Annotated in this window: 21 protein-coding genes; 6 read left to right on the top strand and 15 right to left on the bottom strand. The window is 67.1% G+C overall.

Annotated elements, in window-relative coordinates; all coding sequences use genetic code 11:
• The first annotated feature begins 114 nt into the window (after window positions 1-114).
• Complete coding sequence (locus WDC82_RS03845) at window positions 115-1,425, top strand: polyhydroxyalkanoate depolymerase (RefSeq protein WP_340115932.1); 1,311 nt, start codon at window positions 115-117, stop codon at window positions 1,423-1,425.
• Here the strand turns inward: WDC82_RS03845 and WDC82_RS03850 are convergent.
• From WDC82_RS03850 to WDC82_RS03890, 9 genes are all read right to left on the bottom strand, one after another.
• Window positions 1,422-2,327, bottom strand: coding sequence for a DMT family transporter (locus WDC82_RS03850; RefSeq protein ID WP_340115933.1), 906 nt, complete (start codon window positions 2,325-2,327; stop codon window positions 1,422-1,424). The genes WDC82_RS03845 and WDC82_RS03850 overlap by 4 nt on opposite strands.
• A 37-nt stretch (window positions 2,328-2,364) precedes the next feature.
• Window positions 2,365-2,796 carry an NUDIX hydrolase gene (locus tag WDC82_RS03855; protein WP_340115934.1) on the bottom strand — a complete coding sequence of 144 codons (432 nt, stop codon included), beginning with the start codon at window positions 2,794-2,796 and terminating at the stop codon, window positions 2,365-2,367.
• A gap of 7 nt (window positions 2,797-2,803) precedes the next feature.
• Complete coding sequence (locus WDC82_RS03860; RefSeq protein ID WP_340115935.1) at window positions 2,804-3,220, bottom strand: carboxymuconolactone decarboxylase family protein; 417 nt, start codon at window positions 3,218-3,220, stop codon at window positions 2,804-2,806.
• A gap of 35 nt (window positions 3,221-3,255) precedes the next feature.
• Window positions 3,256-3,615: a hypothetical protein gene (locus WDC82_RS03865; protein ID WP_340115936.1), complete on the bottom strand. Its 360-nt coding sequence runs from the start codon at window positions 3,613-3,615 to the stop codon at window positions 3,256-3,258.
• A gap of 5 nt (window positions 3,616-3,620) precedes the next feature.
• Window positions 3,621-4,181: a DUF4166 domain-containing protein gene (locus WDC82_RS03870; RefSeq protein WP_340115937.1), complete on the bottom strand. Its 561-nt coding sequence runs from the start codon at window positions 4,179-4,181 to the stop codon at window positions 3,621-3,623.
• Window positions 4,178-4,624: a DCC1-like thiol-disulfide oxidoreductase family protein gene (locus tag WDC82_RS03875; protein ID WP_340116952.1), complete on the bottom strand. Its 447-nt coding sequence runs from the start codon at window positions 4,622-4,624 to the stop codon at window positions 4,178-4,180. Before WDC82_RS03875 ends, WDC82_RS03870 begins: the two co-directional genes overlap by 4 nt.
• Before the next feature lie 34 nt (window positions 4,625-4,658).
• Window positions 4,659-5,384, bottom strand: a complete 726-nt coding sequence (phbB, locus tag WDC82_RS03880) for an acetoacetyl-CoA reductase (RefSeq protein ID WP_340115938.1) — start codon at window positions 5,382-5,384, stop codon at window positions 4,659-4,661.
• A gap of 269 nt (window positions 5,385-5,653) precedes the next feature.
• Complete coding sequence (locus WDC82_RS03885) at window positions 5,654-6,829, bottom strand: acetyl-CoA C-acetyltransferase (protein ID WP_340115939.1); 1,176 nt, start codon at window positions 6,827-6,829, stop codon at window positions 5,654-5,656.
• Between the two features lie 189 nt (window positions 6,830-7,018).
• Window positions 7,019-8,302 carry an alpha/beta fold hydrolase gene (locus tag WDC82_RS03890; protein ID WP_340115940.1) on the bottom strand — a complete coding sequence of 428 codons (1,284 nt, stop codon included), beginning with the start codon at window positions 8,300-8,302 and terminating at the stop codon, window positions 7,019-7,021.
• 730 nt (window positions 8,303-9,032) lie between these two features.
• Between WDC82_RS03890 and phaR the strand changes: the two genes are divergently transcribed.
• Window positions 9,033-9,692, top strand: coding sequence for a polyhydroxyalkanoate synthesis repressor PhaR (gene phaR / locus WDC82_RS03895; RefSeq protein ID WP_340115941.1), 660 nt, complete (start codon window positions 9,033-9,035; stop codon window positions 9,690-9,692).
• Between the two features lie 30 nt (window positions 9,693-9,722).
• Here the strand turns inward: phaR and WDC82_RS03900 are convergent, their stop codons facing one another.
• Entirely contained in the window at window positions 9,723-11,468 is a 1,746-nt protein-coding gene (locus WDC82_RS03900; RefSeq protein ID WP_340115942.1) for an EAL domain-containing protein, read from the bottom strand.
• Window positions 11,469-11,841: 373 nt separating this feature from the next.
• Here WDC82_RS03900 and WDC82_RS03905 point away from each other — a divergent pair, with 373 nt between their 5' ends.
• Window positions 11,842-12,294, top strand: a complete 453-nt coding sequence (locus WDC82_RS03905; RefSeq protein WP_340115943.1) for a hypothetical protein — start codon at window positions 11,842-11,844, stop codon at window positions 12,292-12,294.
• Between the two features lie 21 nt (window positions 12,295-12,315).
• On the opposite strand, the gene WDC82_RS03910 is transcribed toward WDC82_RS03905, so the two are convergent.
• Window positions 12,316-13,377 carry a GlxA family transcriptional regulator gene (locus tag WDC82_RS03910; protein WP_340115944.1) on the bottom strand — a complete coding sequence of 354 codons (1,062 nt, stop codon included), beginning with the start codon at window positions 13,375-13,377 and terminating at the stop codon, window positions 12,316-12,318.
• 92 nt (window positions 13,378-13,469) lie between these two features.
• Window positions 13,470-14,384: a nitrilase-related carbon-nitrogen hydrolase gene (locus WDC82_RS03915; RefSeq protein WP_340115945.1), complete on the bottom strand. Its 915-nt coding sequence runs from the start codon at window positions 14,382-14,384 to the stop codon at window positions 13,470-13,472.
• 583 nt (window positions 14,385-14,967) lie between these two features.
• On the opposite strand from WDC82_RS03915, the gene WDC82_RS03920 reads away from it, so the two are divergent.
• Together WDC82_RS03920 and WDC82_RS03925 are read left to right on the top strand one after the other, a co-directional pair.
• Complete coding sequence (locus WDC82_RS03920) at window positions 14,968-15,330, top strand: helix-turn-helix transcriptional regulator (RefSeq protein WP_340115946.1); 363 nt, start codon at window positions 14,968-14,970, stop codon at window positions 15,328-15,330.
• A gap of 274 nt (window positions 15,331-15,604) precedes the next feature.
• Window positions 15,605-15,775 (top strand): hypothetical protein, encoded by a 171-nt coding sequence (locus tag WDC82_RS03925; protein WP_340115947.1) that lies wholly within the window; start codon window positions 15,605-15,607, stop codon window positions 15,773-15,775.
• A 3-nt stretch (window positions 15,776-15,778) separates the two neighbouring features.
• Here the strand turns inward: WDC82_RS03925 and WDC82_RS03930 are convergent, their stop codons facing one another.
• Window positions 15,779-15,988 (bottom strand): hypothetical protein, encoded by a 210-nt coding sequence (locus WDC82_RS03930; protein ID WP_340115948.1) that lies wholly within the window; start codon window positions 15,986-15,988, stop codon window positions 15,779-15,781.
• A 53-nt stretch (window positions 15,989-16,041) separates the two neighbouring features.
• On the opposite strand from WDC82_RS03930, the gene WDC82_RS03935 reads away from it, so the two are divergent.
• Complete coding sequence (locus WDC82_RS03935; RefSeq protein ID WP_340115949.1) at window positions 16,042-16,998, top strand: GNAT family N-acetyltransferase; 957 nt, start codon at window positions 16,042-16,044, stop codon at window positions 16,996-16,998.
• On the opposite strand, the gene WDC82_RS03940 is transcribed toward WDC82_RS03935, so the two are convergent.
• Together WDC82_RS03940 and WDC82_RS03945 are read right to left on the bottom strand one after the other, a co-directional pair.
• The gene (locus WDC82_RS03940; RefSeq protein ID WP_340115950.1) at window positions 16,995-17,624 is read right to left on the bottom strand and encodes a hypothetical protein; all 630 of its coding nucleotides are present in this window, start codon (window positions 17,622-17,624) and stop codon (window positions 16,995-16,997) included. The genes WDC82_RS03935 and WDC82_RS03940 overlap by 4 nt on opposite strands.
• Entirely contained in the window at window positions 17,624-18,967 is a 1,344-nt protein-coding gene (locus tag WDC82_RS03945; protein ID WP_340115951.1) for an FAD-dependent oxidoreductase, read from the bottom strand. Before WDC82_RS03945 ends, WDC82_RS03940 begins: the two co-directional genes overlap by 1 nt.
• Window positions 18,968-19,052: the final 85 nt, after the last annotated feature.

The raw sequence follows: 19,052 nt of genomic DNA on the forward strand, positions 1-19,052 counted from the left end.
GCTTAGCATGCCTATGTTCTGCCTGCCGCGATCCGGCGAAGGGAGCCGGCGAAGCAGGCTGGCGACGGGGATCGAAGAGGCGTCTCGGACCTTCCGACCCAGGAGTCTCGACCGATGCTGTACTACCTGCACGAAATGGCGCGCCTTTCCATGGCCCCTGCGCGGGCGATGAGTGAAGGCATGCGCTTTGCACTGAACAGCCCCTTCAACCCCATGGTCGACACGCCGATGGTACGGGCGCTGGCGTCCACGGCCGATATCTTCGAGCACCTGACGCGCAGCTACGGCAAGCCGCACTGGGCCCTCGACACCACCACAATCGGCGGCGAAGAGGTCGCGGTCGAAGAGGAGGTGCTGATCAAGCGCACCTACTGCGACCTGTTGCACTTCAAGCGCGCGCAACAGCGCGACGGCCAGCGTAAGGACCCCAAACTGCTGATCGTGGCGCCGCTGTCCGGCCACTACGCAACCCTGGTGCGCGGCACTGTCGAGGCGATGCTGCCCGACCACGACGTCTATATCACCGACTGGCGCGACTGCCGGATGATCCCGGTGACCCAAGACCGCTTCAACCTGAACGACTATATCGACTACCTGATCGACTTCCTGCACGTGCTGGGGCCGAACACCCACATGATCGCGGTGTGCCAGCCCTCGGTCCCCGCGCTGGCCGCCGTATCGGTGATGTCGGCCTGGGGAGACAACTGCCTGCCGGCGAGCCTCACGATGATCGGCGGGCCGATCGACACGCGCAAGTCGCCGACGCAGGTGAACAAGCTGGCGATGGAACATCCCATCGAGTGGTTCGAGCGCAACGTCGTGGTGCAGGTGCCGCCGCCCTACCCCGGCGTGTTCCGCAAGGTCTACCCGGGCTTCATCCAGCTGACCAACTTCATCGCCATGAATTACGAGCGTCACCTGGAGTCCTATGGCCAGCTGTTCGACCACCTGGTCCAGGGCGACGACGAAGCCGCCGACAAAAAGCGCGCCTTCTACGAGGAATACCGCGCGGTGATGGACCTACCGGCGGAGTTCTACCTGCAGACCGTCGAGACCGTGTTCCAGAAACATTCCCTGCCCAAGGGCGAGATGATCGCCCGTTGGCATCCCGTGCTGCCGGCGCACATCACCCGCACCGCCCTGATGTGCATCGAGGGCGAGTTGGACGACATCTCCGGCATCGGCCAGACCAAAGCGGCGCTTGAGATCACGCCCAACCTGGCTGACGACAAGAAGGCCTACATGCTGGCCAAGGGCGTCGGGCACTACGGCCTGTTCAACGGCGGCAAGTGGCGCGAGAAGATCGCCCCGGCGATCAAGCAGTTCATCCGCACCCACGACCACGAGATCGGGGCCGGCGCGAAGGGCGCGGCCAAGTCTTCGTGGCAGGGTATCGATCGGCGGGGCGGTAACCGCAGAGGTTAGCGGCGCCGGCGCAGCATTTCCTTGGAGGCTAGCACCGCGCCGGCGACGATGAGCAGGCAGGCGAGGCCCACCTGCCACGTCGCCTCGGCCTGGCCGAAGGCAATGAGGATGAGAGTGGAGAGCAGCGGCGCGGCATAGGAAAGCGCACCCAGTACCTGAATGTTGCCGTGCTTGGTCCCGTAGTCCCAAACGAAGAAGGCGGCACCCACCGGCCCCAGGCCGAGACCGAGGATCGCCAGCCACTGCACGCCCTGAGGGGTGACGGTGGTTTCCAGCGCCAGATGGCAGATGAGCCCGAGCAGCGCGACGGCGCCGCAGAAGCCGCCGACCACCTCTGTCGGCACCGCGCCGAAGCGGCGGTTGGTGACGGAGTAGGTCGACCAGGTGAGCGCGCAGGCGGCCGCCGCGAGGTAGCCAAGGGTGTATCGCGCGTCGAAGGCGAGCGTGCCGCCCTTGGTGACCAGCAACCCGGCACCGGCGAGCCCCATGACGGCACCGGCGAGGTGGAACCAGCGCAGCCGTTCGCCCGGCAGCAGGGCCGACAACACCACGATGAGCAGCGGCCAGAGATAGGCGATGAGGCTGGCATCCACCGCCGGCGCGTTGCCCAGCGCGACGAAATAGAAAAAGTGGTAGCCGAAGAGGCCGCCGACCCCCAGCGCCCAGACCGGCCAGGGTTGGCGCCACGCGGCGAAGGCACGGGCGCCGCGCGTCGCCAGCACAGCGAGGCTGACGACGAAGGCGACGGCGAAGGTCATGGCCAGCAGCTGGAAGGGCGGAATGCCCGCCGCGCCGGTGGTGAAGAGGGCGAGCAGCGCCCACAGCAGCACCGCGATGCCGCCGATGAGGGTCGCCTTCACGCGCCGCGCCGCCAGCGCCGCATCTGGAGCCACACAGGTCATGGCACCGCTGATAACCGCCCCGCCGCGCGCTGGCAAGTCAGGGCTTGTTTCGTTTCTGCATCGCCAGCGCGATGATGCGCTGCGTCTCCTGCCAGAGATTGTAGGGGGCGAGATCGCCGGGATCGGCCCAGGCGACCTCGGCGGCGTCGTGGCCGGCCACGACCTCACCCGAGCGCCACTCGGCCAGCACGTCGACCAGGGTGTAGTGGTACTGCACGGTGCCGGCGGCGTCGTGTGTGATGGAATCGACGACGTCCACCAGGGGCCCGACCTCGATCACGATCCCCGCCTCCTCCGCCACTTCGCGCTCTGCGGCCTCGGCGACGCGCTCGCCCAGCCGCTGGCGCCCGCCGGGCAGCGACCACTGGCCCTCGCGCGGCGGCTTGCCGCGGCGGATCAGCAGCACGCGGTCGTCCTTGAACACCACGACGCCGACGCCGATGAGCGGGCGGTTGGGATAGTCGTTCATGCGGCGGTCAGCCGGCCTCGCCATGGGCGACGGCGCGCAGCTTCGGATCGACCGGCACGCGGTAGCCGTTGACCAGCGCATTGGTCTCGTTGGCCATGCCGACCACCGCCAGCAGTTCGTGCAGCATCGCGTCGGTCATGCCCTTCTGGATGGCGCCGGCGGTGTGCGACGTGATGCAGTACTCGCAGTTGTTGGTGACGCTGACGGCGATGTAGAGCATCTCCTTGGTCAGCGGATCGAGGGCGCCCGGCGCCATCACCTGCTTCACGCTCGCCCAGGTGCGCTCCAAAGTCTCCGGGTTCTGCGCCAGCGCCTTCCAGAAGTTGTTCACCCAGTCGGTCTTGCGGGTGGCCATGATGTCGTCGTAGACGGCGCGCACCTCCGGCGAGGCATCCTCATATTCGATCAGGCGGCCGAGGGGCATGGCGGTTCCTCCAAATCTTCCTTGGGACGCCGAGACTAGTCGAGATACTTGAAGCTGTCCGCCCCGTCGTAGTGCCGCAAGGGAATGCCGGCCACGTCCCGCGGCTCCAGGAGACGCGTGTTGACGCCCATGCGGTTCTCGGGCCGCGAAACGAGGCGTTGCCAATGCGTGATACAGCCGCAGGTGCGGCAGCGGTGGAAGGCCAGGGTGCGGTCGCCCCAAGCGTAGGCCTCCGTCGCGCTCGGATGCCCGGCGAAGCGCACCTCCTCTTCGCGGAAATAACCCCAGAGCGTGCCAAGCCGCCGGCAGATGGAGCAGTTGCATTCGCTGCGCCATTCCGGCGGCCGCGCCAGTTCGAAGGTCACGGCACCGCAATGACAGGAGCCTTTCAGCATGTCGATCATCCTTCCTCGGGAACGAGGTCGCCATGATAGCGCACCAGGAGGCCGATGAGCGGCAGGGCGATGGAGACCTCGAAACGGTAGGTCGCCGCCGCCGCCGTCGCATCGCCGACCACGGCCGGCCACAGCCAGCGCGGCAGGGGTACGCCGAAAATCCGCGCGCCGGTGAGCGCGAAACTGAGCCCGCGCTCCGAGGGGCGCGGGTCGATGGTGAAGTGCCCCGGGCCGAAACGCTCGTAGAGCCAGCCGGGGCGCCCCGCCACCTCGCCTTGCAGGGAGGCAAGGCGGTGGCCGGCAAAGTCTCGCTCCCAGCGTTCGCCCGCGCCCTCGGCGGTGATCTGGACCCGCAGCGGTACGTCGTTACCGGCCGGCGGGAAGCCGAACAAGGCCGCCAGCAGCCGGGCCAGGGGGTTGTCGCCCCGCTCCACGCGGCAGCGGCCGGATGCCACCACGCGCCCCGGGTTGTCATGCAGCGCCTTCACCGGCGCCGGCAGGCGCGCGAAGTCGGCCCCTAGCACACGCCCGTAAAGAGGCGGCCCGCTCCCCGGCTGTCCACTCATGACGGGAAGCGCCGCCGGAGCTCGGCATCAGGTACCATGCAGGTGTCATAGCGGCCGAAGATGCTGTAGCGGTTCCGCGCCAGCCGGTCGTAGGCCCAGTCGCGCCAGCGCCGCGGCAGGAAGCGGATTACCGCGTAACACGACCACGGCGCCTTCAACTGCCGGGCCAGGCGCAGCGTCGCGTCGGACTTCAGGAAGTAGCGGCCGGCATCGATGACCACGACACTGTCATTGCCGTCGTCCGGCTGGCCCAGCGCCGCCAGCACCCTCTGGCCGAGGGCTGATTGCACCGGCGCGAAGCTGAACTCCGGCGCCTTTTCGTGGCGCAGGATGAACTGCACCGCACCGCTGCACAGCACGCAGACGCCGTCGAACACCATCAGTTGGGGCGGCACCGCAAGGCCCAGGGACGAAATACCGGGCGGCAAGGGCTCGCCGCGCATCGTCACGGTCTCGGCAACTCCCGACCCTGGCGCCTCAGGTCATGTACTGACCGCCGTTGGCGGTCAGCGTCGCCCCCGTGATGAAGCCCGCCTCTTCGGCCGCCAGGAAGACCACACAGCGCGCGATCTCCTCCGGCTCGCCGAGGCGCCCGGTCGGGATGAGCGGCAGAATCTTGGTTTTCAGCACCTCTTCCGGCACCGCCTTCACCATTTCGGTGGCGATATAGCCCGGCGCGATGGCGTTCACGGTGACGCCCTTGGCGGCATTTTCCTGGGCCACCGCCTTGGTAAAGCCGAACACGCCGGCCTTGGCGGCGGAGTAGTTGGCCTGGCCGAACTGGCCCTTCTGGCCGTTGATCGAGGAAATCGAAATGATGCGGCCGTAGTTGCGGTTGCGCATGCCCTCGATGACGTTGCGCGTCATGTTGAACAGCGAGTCGAGATTGGTGGCGATCACCGCGCGCCAAGCCGCCGGGTCCATGCGGTGCAGCACGCCGTCGCGGGTGATGCCGGCGTTGTTGACCAGCACGTCGACGGGCCCCAAGTCGGCCTCGACCTTGGCGATGCCGTCCTTGCAGGCCTCGAAGTCGCCGACGTCCCACTTGTAGACGTGGATGCCGGTGTCGTCCCGGAACTTGTGCGCGGCCTCGTCATTGCCGCCGTAGGTCGCCGCTACGGTATAGCCGGCGGCCTTCAGAGCCACGGAGATCGCCTCGCCGATCCCCCGCGTCCCCCCTGTAACCAACGCCACGCGCGCCATCATCGTCCTCCCCGCTAAGACTGGTCCTTGCCGCCTGGGCCGGCGGTCTGAATTGCGGATCTATCAAACCACGGATGAACCCTGCCGCCAACCGCTGCCCGCCCGTGTCCGGTGCATCGGGCGCCATTTCGCCCGCTTGGCATGAAGATGCCACCGCCCGGCGGCGACCTGAACGAGACCGCGGCCCACCCCTTTTTTAGGGACGGGCCGCGGCAGCGTCATGACGCTTCGGTTGCGACGCTTCGTCGCGCCGGCGAAACGATTGAGACTCAGTCCCTTTCGAGGCACATGGCGATACCCATGCCGCCGCCGATGCAGAGGGTGGCGAGGCCCTTTTTGGCGTCGCGCTTGGCCATCTCATGCAGCAGGGTGACCAGCACGCGGGCGCCGGAGGCCCCGATCGGGTGCCCGATGGCGATCGCCCCGCCGTTCACATTCACCTTGGCGGGATCCCAGCCCATGTCCTTGTTCACCGCCAGGGCCTGGGCGGCGAAAGCCTCGTTGGCCTCGACCAGGTCGAGGTCATCGACCGACCAGCCGGCCCTTTCCAGGGCGCGGCGGCTGGACGGGATCGGGCCGGTGCCCATGATTGCCGGGTCGACGCCGCAGGTCGCCCACGAGACGATACGGGCCAGCGGCGCGACGCCGCGCTTGGCGGCATCCTCGGCCGACATCAGCACCACCGCAGCGGCGCCGTCGTTGATGCCGCTGGCGTTGCCGGCCGTTACCGAGCCCTCACGGTCGAAGGCGGGACGCAGGCCGGCGAGGGATTCCGCGGTGACGCCGTGGCGCGGATACTCGTCGGCATCCACCACGGTCTCCCCCTTGCGCGACTTGATGGTGACGGGGACGATCTCGTCGCTGAAGCGGCCGGCCTTCTGCGCCGCCTCAGCCTTGTTCTGCGAGGCCGCGGCGAAAGCATCCTGCTCCTCGCGGGTGATCTGCCACTGCTTGGCGACGTTCTCGGCCGTGTTGCCCATATGGTAGCCGTTGAAAGCATCCCACAGGCCGTCCTTGATCATCGAGTCGACCATCTGGAAGTCGCCCATCTTCACGCCGTTGCGCAGGTGCGCGACGTGCGGGGCCTGGCTCATGCTCTCCTGCCCGCCACAGACCACGACGCGGGTGTCGCCGAGCTTCACACCCTGGGAACCGATCGCCACGGCACGCAGGCCCGAACCGCAGAGCTGGTTGATCTGGTAGGCGGTCTTCTCGTAGGGGATGCCAGCCTCGACGGCGGCTTGGCGCGCCGGGTTCTGGCCGGCGCCGGCGATGAGGATCTGGCCCAGGATGGCCTCGTCGACTTCCGCGGCCTCGACCTTGGCGCGCTTCATCGCCTCCTTGATCGCGACTGCGCCCAAGTGGGAGGCCGGCACGGAGGAAAGGCTGCCGCTGAACGAACCGACCGGGGTACGGGCGGCACCTGCGATTACGACTTCGGTCATCTTCGGAGTTCTCCCTTCTGGCGGACACGCAAGCACCGCTGAGCGACGCAAGGAAAGCCGCGATGTCGGCGCGCGCCCCCACGTCTTGTGCGCAGGTGCCGCCCGCTCATTCGTTAATCTCTGCCCAGATATAAGGACAGTCGACCGCCCGGTGCAAGCCGCGCCTGGGGACAGCCCGATGACAATTGATTAATCGGCGCGCTTTGCCTGCGCCGTGATCCAGCTCAATAGCGGGCGCCACACGGCAGCCTCCGCCTGGGCACTGACCACCATGCCGATATGGCCGGCCGCCGGCATAATCCGTTCCGCGCCGGCAATGGCATTGGCCAGAGCGGCAGCCGAGGCCGGCGGCACGATACGGTCCTGCGCCGGGATGACCGCGAGCGTCGGCAGGCGGAGGCGGCCGGGATCGACCGCCGCCCCGGCGATCCGCCAACGGCCGGCCGCCGTTGCGTTCTCGCCGTACCAGCGCCCGAGGCATTCGCGCGCCACCGCGGCGGCCAGCGGCACACCGTCGTTCAGCCAGTCCTCCAGCGCAACGAAATCGCGCGCTTTGGCGCTGGTCGGATCGAGCCGCCCGAAGGCGAGGAACTTGCGCACCACCAGGTGCGGGTCGAGGCTGGCAAACAGCGCCTGCAGCAAGTCGACCGGCATTTCCCCGGTGAGGTCCAAGATCGGCGCCACCAGCGGCAGGCTGGCGGCGGCAAGGCGGCAGTGCGGTGCGTTTTCCGCATGGAAGTCCCACGGCGTTGCCAACAGGACCAGGCCCGCGAGCTCGTCCTGGCGGCGCAGCGCGAGGCCGAGGGCCAAGAGGCCGCCCATGCAGTAGCCCAGCACCAGCGGCGGCTCGCCGGTCTCGGCCCGCAGCACGTCGAGGGCGCGCTCCAGCCGCCCGGCGATGTAGTCGGTGAGCGTGAAGCCCCGTTCCTCGTCGCCGGGACCGCCCCAGTCGAGCAGCAGCGGGCGCACGCCCTGGCGCGCCAGCCAGCGCAGCAGCGAGCGCTGGGCCGTGAGGTCCAGCACGTAGGCGCGGTTGATCAGCGAGGGCACCACCAGGACCGTGGGGCCACCCGCCTTGGCCTCAGGGATCGCACCGTAGTCGAGCAGCCGGCAGGAACCTTCCTGCCAGAGCACCGGCGGATCGGCGAGGTCGCGGCGGTAAGGATGGTGGCGGTAGGCCTCGATGCCCGCGGCCAGATCCTTCAGGCGCCGGGCGACCTCGGCGTCGACCGCGGCGGCGAAAATGACGGGGTCAGTTCCGTTCAGGCTTTGCCGCAGATCCCTTCGCAGGCTTTCGGCGCGCTCGGCCAGATCTCCCTTCCAAGGAAGCGACCCGCTGTTCCAGAGTGGCAAGCCGCTCTTGGAGGACGCCCAGGTCAGTCCCGCCGCCATCAGATGCAGCGGCAGCGGCCGCGGGCCCAGCCGCGGCGGCGCTTGCTGCCCCGTTGTCGCGCTTTGCGCCTGCTGGCTCACCATGGATCTCCTGTCCACCCTCTTGACTGGGCCGCGCCGCCGCCATCACCGTGTTCATCGCGGCGGGCCAAGCGCCCCATAAGGCCGGCAGGCCGCCGGCCACGCCGCCCATGGCGGCCATCACCTTTTGGAGGGAGTCGGCGAACTCCGGGTCGGACGCCAGCGACGTCATCTGGTCCTGCCAGAGATCCACGTAGCGCCGCGCGAGCTCTTCCAAATCCCCATGCTGGTTCTGCGGCGGCTCCTTCGACTCGTCTGCCGGCATCCGTCCTCCCCCGTTCGAAACCCCAGTATAACGGCCCCCGGCGGTGCCTGGCCAGGGAGCGGAAAATGTCCGCTGGACTGCGCTCCAGGCCAGTGCCGCCCGCCGCTTAGCGGGCCGGTTTCCAGGGCCGGGTTTCTAGACGTTGACAGTCCTTGACGCGGCGCAGCAATATCCCTTTAGCATATGCGGTATAATAAACCGACTAGCCGGCAGCGACCGCCACGCGTGGCGACCGGCCAAAGGCGAGCGGAAGGACGACGACCCAAACCGCAAGGGCCCAGATCGCTGGGCCCCCAACCGCAGGGACCGAAACCGCAGGGAAACACGTCCCACCCGCCCGCAAAGCCCCGCCCAGAGGAAGCGACCGTGAGGAAGCAGCGCCGGGGGAAGCGCCCCAAGACTCCGTCTGGGCCTCTAGGGAATAGGGCTTTGCTGCAGGGTGCTTGACGGGAAAGGCATTGGAACTTGGCTGGCACTGAGAAAATCGGCAAGAAGCAGGCTAACGGCGACGGACCGATCGTCATCAAAAAGTACGCCAACCGGCGGCTCTATAACACGGCCACCAGCAGCTACGTGACCCTGGACCATCTCTGCCAGATGGTGCAGGAGGACGTCGACTTCGTGGTCTTCGATGCCAAGAGCGGCGAGGACATCACGCGCTCGGTGCTGACGCAGATCATCGTCGAAGAGGAGTCGAAGGGGCAGAACCTGCTGCCCATCACCTTTCTGCGCCAGCTGATCTCGTTCTACGGCGATTCAATGCAGTGGATGGTACCGCAGTACCTCGAGCACATGATGGGAGCCTTCTCGCAGAACCAGGACCGCATGCGCCAGTCGATGCAGGAAACCTTCGGCGGCATGTTTCCCTTCGGCAACCTGGAGGAAATGAGCAAGCAGAACATGGCGCTGTTCGAAAGCGCCATGCGCATGTTCTCGCCCTTCGGCGGCGCCGACGGAAAAGGTGGCGAAGCCAAGCCGGGCGGCGGCGAGGCGACCAGGCACGCCGGCGGCGCGCCCGCGGCTGGCGGCGCATCGGAAAGCGCCAAGGAATCGCTGGATGCCCTGAAGGCGCAGATCGATCAGCTGCAGCAGCAGATCGATACCCTCAACAAGGACAAGCCCTGATTTCGTCAAGAAACCGGCGCCGGCCGCCGGTCAGTTGCCCGCGCCGGCCGCGGCCGGAAGGGCGATGATGGAGGCTGCCTGTTTGCGGCTGGCATGGCCCGCCACTTCCGGACGGCCGAAGTAGTAGCCCTGCAGCAGATCGACGCCGACGCCGGAGAGATAATCGGCATCCTCACTCGTCTCCACGCATTCTGCGACGGTCGACACGCCAAGCGCGCGCGCCAGTGCCAGCAGGTTGTGGATGAAGATCTGGTTTTCCGTGTCCGTGGTGATGTCGCGGATGAAAGAGCCGTCGATCTTTACCACGTCGACGGTCAGTGCCTTCAGATGGTGGAAGGTGGTGAAGCCGGAGCCGAAGTCGTCCAGCGCCACCTTGCAGCCAAGTGCCCGCAGAGAGGAGACAAAGCGCGAGGTCTCGTCAATATCCTGCAGCGCGGTCGTCTCGGTGATCTCGACGATGAGGCGCGTGGCGAGATCGCGGCGCTCCTTCAGGCGCGCGACAAGGCCCCGGAACCACGAGCGTTCGGTGGCGGTGAGGCCCGAGATGTTGATCGCCAGCGCCACGTCGGGATTTAGTTCCAGCTCGCGGATGGCGAGATCGCGGACGCGGTTGTCGATGGAACGCATGAGCCCGAGCTGTTCGATCGCCGGCACGAAGTGCGCGGCGGGCACCAGCTTGCCGCTGCGGTCGAACATGCGGACCAGGCACTCGTAGTAGCGCACCTCGTGGTTCGTAGCGTCGACCACCGGCTGGTGGGCAAGGACGATACGGTTCTCCTTCAGCGCCAGCTGCACCTCCTCGCCGATGTCCATGCTGGCGCGATAGCCCTGGCGCTGAGCCTCGGAGAGGGCGAAGAACCGCAGGCAGTCGCGCCCGGCGGCCTTGGCCTGCTGCATGGCGCTTTCCGCCTTGGTCATGGCGTCGACGGCGGTCTTGGACTCGGCCGGGAAAGCGACGGCGCCGATGGAGACGGTGACGTGCACCTTGTCGGCGCCAACGGTGATCGGATGGTCGCGCATCGACTGCAGCACGCGCTCGGCGGCAATCTGCGCCGCCTCTTCGCTGCATGCGCTGAGGATCGCCCCGAAAAAATCGCCGCCCGGCCGGCCGATGACGTCGGCGGCGCGCAGATAATTGTCGAGGCGGCGGCCCAGTTCGACCAGCACCGCATTACCAGTCTCGTAGCCGTAACCGGTATTGATGCGGTCAAGGTGGTCGACGCCGACCACCATGTAGACGCCGGTCTGGCCGAATCGCTGCGATTGCGCGAGCGCATGCTCCAGCGCCTCGCGCAATCGTACCTTGTTGAAGTGGCCCGTCAGGTCGTCGAAGTTGGCGAGATATTCGAGACGCTCCTCCTGCTGCTTGCGCAGGGTGACGAGACGGATAACGCCCGCCATGCGGGCCGGCGTACCGGCGGGAGAGAACTCGACCGCGCCACGGTCGTGCAGCCATTGGAACTCGCCCTGCCGGGTGCGCAGGCGGAACTCGCAGTCATAGGCTGAGGCGCCGGCGAAATGATCGGAGAGTGCGCGGCGGCGGCGCGGCACGTCTTCGGGATTGATGCGTGCCTGCAGGGCCTCACCCGTCTGGGGCGCATCGCTGCCGCCGGCAGAGAACAGGGAAGTGACATCGCCCGTGAAGACCAGCTGGTCGGTCGCCAGGTCCCACTCGTAAACCACGTCGCCGGACGCGCGCAGGGCCGTCTCCAGGCGAGTCAGCGCCTGCAGGCAATCTTCCTTCGCCATGGTCTGCGGTACGGCGGCTTTGGTCACGGCTTCCCGTCTCCTACCTGAAGTCGGCCTCCGGGAGGAGGCCCAGCCGATCCGGGCAATTTCTGATGCCCGCAATGAGAGTCGAATGTGACAGTCGGCCCTTAATGAAGGGTGAAATACTGCAGCGCGAAGCTTGCTGTCCGAATAAAATCTGTAGTTTGTCTTTAGTTAATGGAGAAACAGAGGGAAACACTAAGAAATCATGCTTAATTTATATGGTTAATTTGTAAACTACGATAGATTCAATGCTTGATAAATTTTTCACAAGATGCATTTATTGTATGGTCTGAAATAGGATATCCACAGGCTCCCTGGCATGACCGGAGTTCCACGGCTTCAGCAGCTTCCGGTTCCCGCCGCTTCGGCGGGGGCGTTGACTGTTGCCGCCCCGGACCAGGCCAACGGCGGCCCGCGGATCAAGGCAGTGACCCCGGTCACGCCGACGCAGCGCCACCCACAGCGCCCCGACGGATCGGAGACCGCCCAGGGCCGCGAAGCCCGGCGCAACGACCCTCAGCGCAATGACCCCTGGCGTGACGATCCCCAGGCCGACGACTTTCAGGCTGGTCGGCGCAGCAGCGTTGCCGCCGCGCAGGAGGCTGCCAGCGGCAAGCTGATCAACTTCTCGCGCCTGTCGTCGATGCCTTTCATGGTGCAGGTGCTGGGCCAGCAGGCGACAGCGGGGCGCGCCCAAGCGAGCGCGCCGCAGACCAGCCTCACGGGCCACCGCGACGCCGCGCTCCTGGGCAGCGACACCTACCGCCGTGCCGGCGGCGAGCCCGAATTCCTGCCGGACTCGGCGACCTTCGTGCGCTTGGCCGTCTAAGCGGCTTTTCCTGAACAGATTCTAGCGCAGCTTGCCGGCCCCGGGACCGGACACGATCTCCTGCGCACTGGACGCCGCGGTGCCGGCAGCGGGCTTGTGGCCGGTCTGCTGGCGTTCCTCGCGCGGCATCTTGTGGAAGAACTCGCGGTAGCATTTGGAAAAGTGCGAGGCCGAGACGAAGCCGCAGGCCAGCGCGACATTGAGAATCGACATCGCCGTCTGGGTCAGCAGAGCACGCGCGCGATGCAGGCGCAGTTCCAGGTAATAACGCGTCGGCGTGCGTCCGAGATATCGGCGGAACAGGCGCTCGAGCTGGCGCGTCGACAAGCCGGCGCGGCGTGCCAGCTCGGCGCGCGCCAAGGGTTCCTCCAGGTGTGCCTCCATCATGGCGATGACCTGCAGCAGCTTCGGATGGCTGATGCCGAGACGACCCTGCAGGCTCATGCGCTGATGGTCATGGGTGTCGCGGATGCGTTCGTGGATGAACTGCTCGGCGACCTGCGCTGCGAGATCGCGGCCGTGCGACTGAGCGATCAGCGACAACATCATGTCCAGCGACGCGGTGCCGCCGGAACAGGTCAGCCGCGGACCGTCAATTTCGAAGAGTTCTCCGGTCACCTCGAGGTCGGGAAAGTCCTCGCGGAAGGCATCGAGGTTTTCCCAGTGCACCGTGCAGCGAAAGCCGTCGAGCAGGCCGGCCCAGGCCAGCAGGTAGCTGCCCGTGGACAGCGCGCCCAGCCGGCAGCCGCCGCGCGCCAGGCGCCGCAGCGCGGCGATCACCGCCGGGTCCCGCAGACGCTGCACCGCCAGGCCCGCCACGACGAAAAGGAAGTCGAGCCGGCCGCAGTCGTCCGGTCCGCCGCCCAATGCCCCATCCGGCAGCAGATGCATACGGCTGGAGGAATGGATGGGCCGGCCGTCGGCGGTTAGTATGCGCCAGTCGTACAGCGCCCGGCCGGACAGTCGGTTGGCCGCGCGGAGCGGCTCCACCGCCGAGCTGAAGGCCAGCATGGAAAACTCCGGCAGCAGCAGGAATCCGAAAGTCTGCTGCGCTTCGCGGCCGCTGCCCGCGCCGTTCACCACCTGGCCCCCTCTCGCATCTCTCGTCTCTCGCCTCTTGCGGCCGCTCGCCGGGCGGCCCGGCGGCAAGCTTAGCACGACAAGCTGTGCCGACCCTACACGCGGCGGCTTTCCGGCGGCACACCCACCTGCCAGGTGAGGCGGCCGAGTTCGCGGTAGATGAGATCGAGATTGGAGTCGCGCAGCGTCGGCAGGTGGTAGCGCGCCGTCAACACGGCTTGGAAATCCAGTTCGGCGAAGATGATCTCCTCGCCGTCGCCGGCCTGCGCCAGGACGTTGCCGTAGGGGTCCAGCACGCGGCTGCCGCCCCAGAACTGCGCACCGTTCTGCTTGCTCGCAAAGTTCGCCATCGCCAGCGGCATGCCGTAAACCATGGCGTAGAAGTCGAGTGCGCGCTGCCAGCCGACCGGGTTGGAGAACTCACCGCCGACCACGCCGAGCGCCGAGGCGACCGGCAGCAGCAACAGCGTCGCGCCCTGCACCGCCGCGAGGTGCACCAGCGCCGGATTCCAGCTGTCGGCGCAGATCAGTGTGCCGGCACGCCAGCGGGGGCCGAGGTTGAAGGTTTCCAGATAGCGCCCGGCGGCGAAGTGCTTGCCCTCCTCCAATTGACCAAAGGTGGCGAGGTTCAGCTTGCGGTGCAGGAAGGCGACGGCGCCGCCGTGCAGCACCGCCAGGGAGTTGTGGATCTGCGCCGCGACGCCTTCTTCGATGAAGCCGACCACGGTCCAGAGATCACCGCTGGCCGCGGCGAGACGCTGGATGACCGGGTGGTCGCGCGGCAGCGCCAGCGGCAGACTCCGTTCGCCGACGCAGTAGCCGGTCAGCGACAGCTCCGGAAAGATCAGCACCTCGGCACCACCGGCTCGCGCCGCGGCAATCATCGCGAGGTGCGTCTCCAGGTTGGCCGCGATGTCGCCGTAATGCGCCGCGGTCTGTGCGACCGCGATCTTCAGCTTGCGGCCAGTCTCGCTGGCGGTCCCGCCGGGGGTATCGATGGCACTGGGCACTGGCGTCTTTCCCTTTCCTCGCGAGGCGCGCCGCGGCGGGCACACGAAGCGCAAGTCAGCCGGGCGGCCACCGCCCTGTCCCGCGCGCAGGCGACTTTCCTTGTCGCCCTGGGATCACCCCGGGGTTGCCCTGGATCAATTTTGTGCTCGCCCTCAGGGCCGTCCGCCCTTTATTTGCCCCTGGCAGCGGACCCTCAGAGTTCCAACTATTTCATCTAGAGCGTTATTTTGTGGAACCGGCGGTGCCATCCGGTGGTTGGGTTCCAAAGAGCGCCAACGGGGTAGCTCTTAGATTGAGGCGCCTGCGGTAGTGGCGATGGAACGATCTTGGACCCACCGTGCTGACCGCTGACAAAACATTGGATCTGTTCATGTTTACCGCGCGCACGGTGCCTGGAGACGGCAAACCAGCCCAACTCCGGGATGTCGGTTCCGTTAATATCACAAGCCCCACTGGCGAAAAACTGCTTGTCTAATTTACTCGATGAAGTGATTATATATTTCATCATTTTGATTAGCTCTGCAGATTACTTAGATCCTTTGGGTGCAACTCCAACCTGAATGGTGAGATAGCGTGGAAACTGTGTCTGCAAACATCCAGAGCGTTGAGAAGTACGTTGGTCAGCGCATCCGCGAACGCCGCACCATGCTGGGCCTCACCCAGCAGCAGCTGGCGGAGATGATCGGCGTGACCTACCAGCAGGCCCACAAGTACGAACGCGGCATCAACCGCGTATCGGCGGGTCGGCTGTTCGAGATCTCGAAGGTCCTCGGCGTCGACATCGGCTTCTTCTACGAGGGGCTGAACAGTGAAGACAGCCGCCTGAACGAGCGCCAGCGCATGTGCCTCGATCTGGCGCGCAACTTCACGCGCATCAGCAACGACCGTCACCAGGAAGCGGTGAGCCAGCTCTGCCGGGTCCTCGCCGACGGCGTTCAGCACTGAGGCGTCTCGCAGCCTGAGCATTGGCGGCCCTAAGTCTCTTGGGTGGCCGTGCCGGTCTGTACGTCCAGCGTCGGACCCGCCGGTTGTTCCTGACTTCGCCCCGCCGTCCGGAGGCTCGCACCCCGCGTGGTAACGCGCTAAGCTGAAAGAGTCGTTCGGGCGATGCGCCGAACACGGAGCATCGCCCTTGTCCTTTCTCGCTGCAGAAACTGGCTCGTCCTCTCCTTTGTCCTCTCTCCTCCCCCAGCAGCAGCTGGTCCTTGAGCTGCTCCGCATGTCCGGTGAAATCGGCGTCACCGAACAGACCGGTGAGACCATCCTGTGGCGTACCCTCAGGGAATGCCGGTCCAAGGGCTGGATCGCCACCACCGAGGTCAGCCCGGGCGTCTATTCCGTCGCGCTGACCCCTTCCGGCCGCCGCCGCATCGAGGCCGCCTCCGCCTGAGCGTCAGCCGAAAAGGCAGAACAGCGCGTAGCAACGGTCGAAGAGGCCGGTGAAGACCGCATAGAGCAGCAGATCGACGACGATGCCGACCGCCAGGACCGGCAGACAGAAATACAGGACGAAGTAGTAGGCGGCCCAGCGCGTGAAGCGGCGCTTGGGAATCACGTGGCCCAAAACGGTCGCGCCCTCCGGGGCAGGATCCTGCTGTCTCATGGCGCCGAGACTAGCCGTTGCCGCCTGCCCGGAAAACCGGGAAACTGCCGGCCATGCTGGCCGAATCGCACAGTCTTTCAACCGCCGAGGTGACCTGGGAGCCCTGCACGCGTGGGCGCTGGGAGGAACTCTACGGCGCCGCCGGCAAGACCTCGCTGGAACAGGCCTGGGCCTACGGCGAGGCAGTGGCCGCGCAACATGGGCAAGCCGTCGAGCGCCATCTGCTGTCGGACGGCGGCATTCCAGTCGCCCTGTTGCAAGCCTTCCGCAAGCGGTACTGGACGGTCGGCGTGACGCGCATCCTGCGCGGACCGGTTTGGCTGATCGATCCGCTGGCGGACGCCCGCGCGGCAGAGGTCTGCCGCAGCATCGCCCGGCACTGCCGCGGCCGCCGCCTCGACTTCCTGTCCTGGCTGCCGGAACTGCCCGACACCCGCGCAGGCGCGGCGATGGTCGAAGCCACCGGGCTGCGCCGCGTCGTCACCGGCTATTCCTCCGCCTGGCTCGACCTGCGTCCCGGCCTCGACACTCTGCTGGCTGGCCTCAACGGCAAGTGGCGCAACGCGTTGCGCAAGGGGGAGCGCGAAGGCCTTGAGGTTACACGCGACCGCAAGGAGCGACAGCGCCAGAGCGCGCTGATGCTCTATGACACCTTCCGCCACAAGAAGCGCTTCGTGGGTCCCGCCGGCGATTTCATCGCCGCTGTAGCGGATGCCGACAAGGACGCGCTGCTGTCGCTGTCCGCCCGGCGCGACGGCACCCTGGTGGCCGGTGTCATCCTGCTGCGCCACGGCGTCTCGGCCACCTACATGGCGTCCTGGACCTCGGCCGCCGGGCGCGAGGGCCAGGCGCATAACCTTTTGCTGTGGCGCGCAATCGAGACATTGAAGGAAGACGGCACGCAGTGGCTCGATCTCGGCGGCCTCAACACCGAGAGCCAGCAAGGCCTTGCCCGTTTCAAGCTCGGCCTCGGCGGCGCGGTCTTCACCCTGACTGGAAGCTATCTCTAGCCTTTGCAGCCGGGATCGAGTGCCGTCAGGGTCGCGTCGTGGAAGCGCAGCAGGATGCGCCGCGGCATGGAGCGGCGGAGGTTGCGCCGCACCTTGCGCTCGATGACCAGGGGATCGATCTCGGCCTCGGGATCGCGTGAGAAGACCGCGGTGGTGGAGAAGTCGAGGAACTTGGCGTGCAGCGTGGTGGTCGCGAAACGCCAGGTGAGCTGATAGTCCAGGGGTTCCCCGCCGCTCTTCGCCTGCGTGCAGACTTCGTCGGGCGGGCCGTAGCTACCTTCCAGCGAATCGATCAGCGCGTCGAAGGCGCCCGGCACGGCCTGGGTGCGCCGACGTTCCAGCAGCACCTGCTGCAGCCGGTGGCTCTCGGCATTCATCTGCAGGTAGGCAGTGAAGGCAAGACCGCCGACGGCAGCATCCTCGACGGCAAGATCGGCATAAGCATGGCCGTAGAGCCAGCGCCCCGGCAGCCGCATGGTGCGGTCGCCCAGGGCGCTCTTGATCTCCTCCTGCGTCATGCCCCAGCGCGTTGCATCCCAGCCGGCAACGTCCTCCCGCGCGACCGCCGCGCCCCCCAGCACCATCAGGCCGAGCAGCAGGACGGGCGCACGCAGCAGGGTGCGCATCAGCCAAGGGCATCCTTGAGGCCGTAGTGGGCGTAGGCCCCGGTGAGGTAGACCTTGCGCAGAAAGGGCAAGGGAAAGCGCGGCAAGGCGCCGCGCACCACCGCCGGCAGCGCATCCGCGCCCTGCACGCCGGCGACCTGGGCGGCCACCGCCCGGCCGGCCCAGGCGGAGAACGAAACGCCGTTGCCATGGTAGGCCAGCGAAGCGTAGAGCCCCTCCTCCTCCAGCCTGCCGACGAAGGGCACCAGTGGCTTGGAGAGACAGACGAGGCCGCGCCAGAAGAACTCGGTCTCGACATGGCGCCAAGCCGGGAAATGGTGCTCGAAAGAGCGCCTGAGGCGCTGCTGCGCGCGCGCTGCCGAGGCCGGCGAGCCCGAAATGCCGCCGCGCCCGCCCCACAGAAAGCGGCCGTCGGGCAGCAGGCGGAAGTAGTGCAGCAGCTTGCGGGTGTCAGCCACCGTCACCGTGGAGGTCCAGCCCTGGGCGGCGCGCTCCGCCGCGCTCAGCGGGCGCGTCACGATGATGCTGGAAAGCGCCGGCAGCAGGCGGCCGGCCAGCTGGGGCAGAGATTCCTCCTCGCTGTAGCCGTTGGTGGCGACGATGACCTTGCGCGCGGTGAGGCGCCCCGCCGGGGTGACCAGGACGAAGTTCGCACCCTCGCGGCGGATCGCGCCGACCGGCGAGTGGCCGTGCACGACGACGCCGGCGTCGATGGCGACACGCGCCAGTCCGCGCAGGTATTTCAAGGGATGCAGACCGACGCCGAGCGGCAGTTCGAGGCCGCCGTGGAAACCGCTGGCCGTGAGCCCACGCTCCGCCAGTGCCGCGTCGTCGAGGAAGCTGCACTCAAGACCCAGCAGTTTCATCATCTCCGCGCGCTCCTCGCGCAGCGCGGTGGCGCGGTTCGGCTTGTGCGCCAGCAGGATCTCGCCGCCGCCGGTGATGTCGGCGTCGATACCCCGGGCGGCACAGGTTTCCTTCACCAGGTCGATGGCCTCCATCTGGACCGCGAAGAAGCGGCGCATCTCGTCGACGCCGTAGCGCGTGGCCATGACGTCGTAGCCCAGCTTGGCGCCCCCCAGGCAGCAGAAGCCGCCGTTGCGGCCCGAGGCGCCCCAGCCGGGCGTACCGGCCTCCAGCACCGTCACCGACGCGCCGTGCTGCTCCACCAGGGTGAGCGCGGCGGTCAGCCCCGTGTAGCCGGCGCCGATCACCGCCACCTCCGTCATCGCCTCACCGCTCAGCGCCGGAGTCTCACGGCCCAGCGGTGGGGCCGAGGCCTCCCAGTAGCTGCCGACGGACTGCGCGCGGTCGTAGAGCGCGGGATGGTAGAGGCTGCTCAAGGAAGGTCTCCTGCCTGAAAACACCGCAGTATGGCAAATACCGCTGAAGGGGATGCTTTGCCAAGAGGATCACAGGAACGGGTAG

It is taken from the genome of Pelagibius sp. 7325, assembly GCF_037652055.1.
Classification (GTDB): Bacteria; Pseudomonadota; Alphaproteobacteria; order Kiloniellales; family Kiloniellaceae; genus Pelagibius.

Coding starts and splice junctions, on each gene's coding strand:
- WDC82_RS03860 (WP_340115935.1), bottom strand. CDS start 3,220: ATGCCCCTCGGCCGCCTGATCGAATATGAGGATGCCTCGCCGGAGGTG.
- WDC82_RS03845 (WP_340115932.1), top strand. CDS start 115: ATGCTGTACTACCTGCACGAAATGGCGCGCCTTTCCATGGCCCCTGCG.
- WDC82_RS03885 (WP_340115939.1), bottom strand. CDS start 6,829: ATGACCGAAGTCGTAATCGCAGGTGCCGCCCGTACCCCGGTCGGTTCG.
- WDC82_RS03875 (WP_340116952.1), bottom strand. CDS start 4,624: ATGCGCGGCGAGCCCTTGCCGCCCGGTATTTCGTCCCTGGGCCTTGCG.
- WDC82_RS03870 (WP_340115937.1), bottom strand. CDS start 4,181: ATGAGTGGACAGCCGGGGAGCGGGCCGCCTCTTTACGGGCGTGTGCTA.
- WDC82_RS03930 (WP_340115948.1), bottom strand. CDS start 15,988: ATGAGACAGCAGGATCCTGCCCCGGAGGGCGCGACCGTTTTGGGCCAC.
- phbB (WP_340115938.1), bottom strand. CDS start 5,384: ATGGCGCGCGTGGCGTTGGTTACAGGGGGGACGCGGGGGATCGGCGAG.
- WDC82_RS03925 (WP_340115947.1), top strand. CDS start 15,605: ATGTCCGGTGAAATCGGCGTCACCGAACAGACCGGTGAGACCATCCTG.
- WDC82_RS03850 (WP_340115933.1), bottom strand. CDS start 2,327: ATGACCTGTGTGGCTCCAGATGCGGCGCTGGCGGCGCGGCGCGTGAAG.
- WDC82_RS03855 (WP_340115934.1), bottom strand. CDS start 2,796: ATGAACGACTATCCCAACCGCCCGCTCATCGGCGTCGGCGTCGTGGTG.
- WDC82_RS03935 (WP_340115949.1), top strand. CDS start 16,042: ATGCTGGCCGAATCGCACAGTCTTTCAACCGCCGAGGTGACCTGGGAG.
- WDC82_RS03940 (WP_340115950.1), bottom strand. CDS start 17,624: ATGCGCACCCTGCTGCGTGCGCCCGTCCTGCTGCTCGGCCTGATGGTG.
- WDC82_RS03865 (WP_340115936.1), bottom strand. CDS start 3,615: ATGCTGAAAGGCTCCTGTCATTGCGGTGCCGTGACCTTCGAACTGGCG.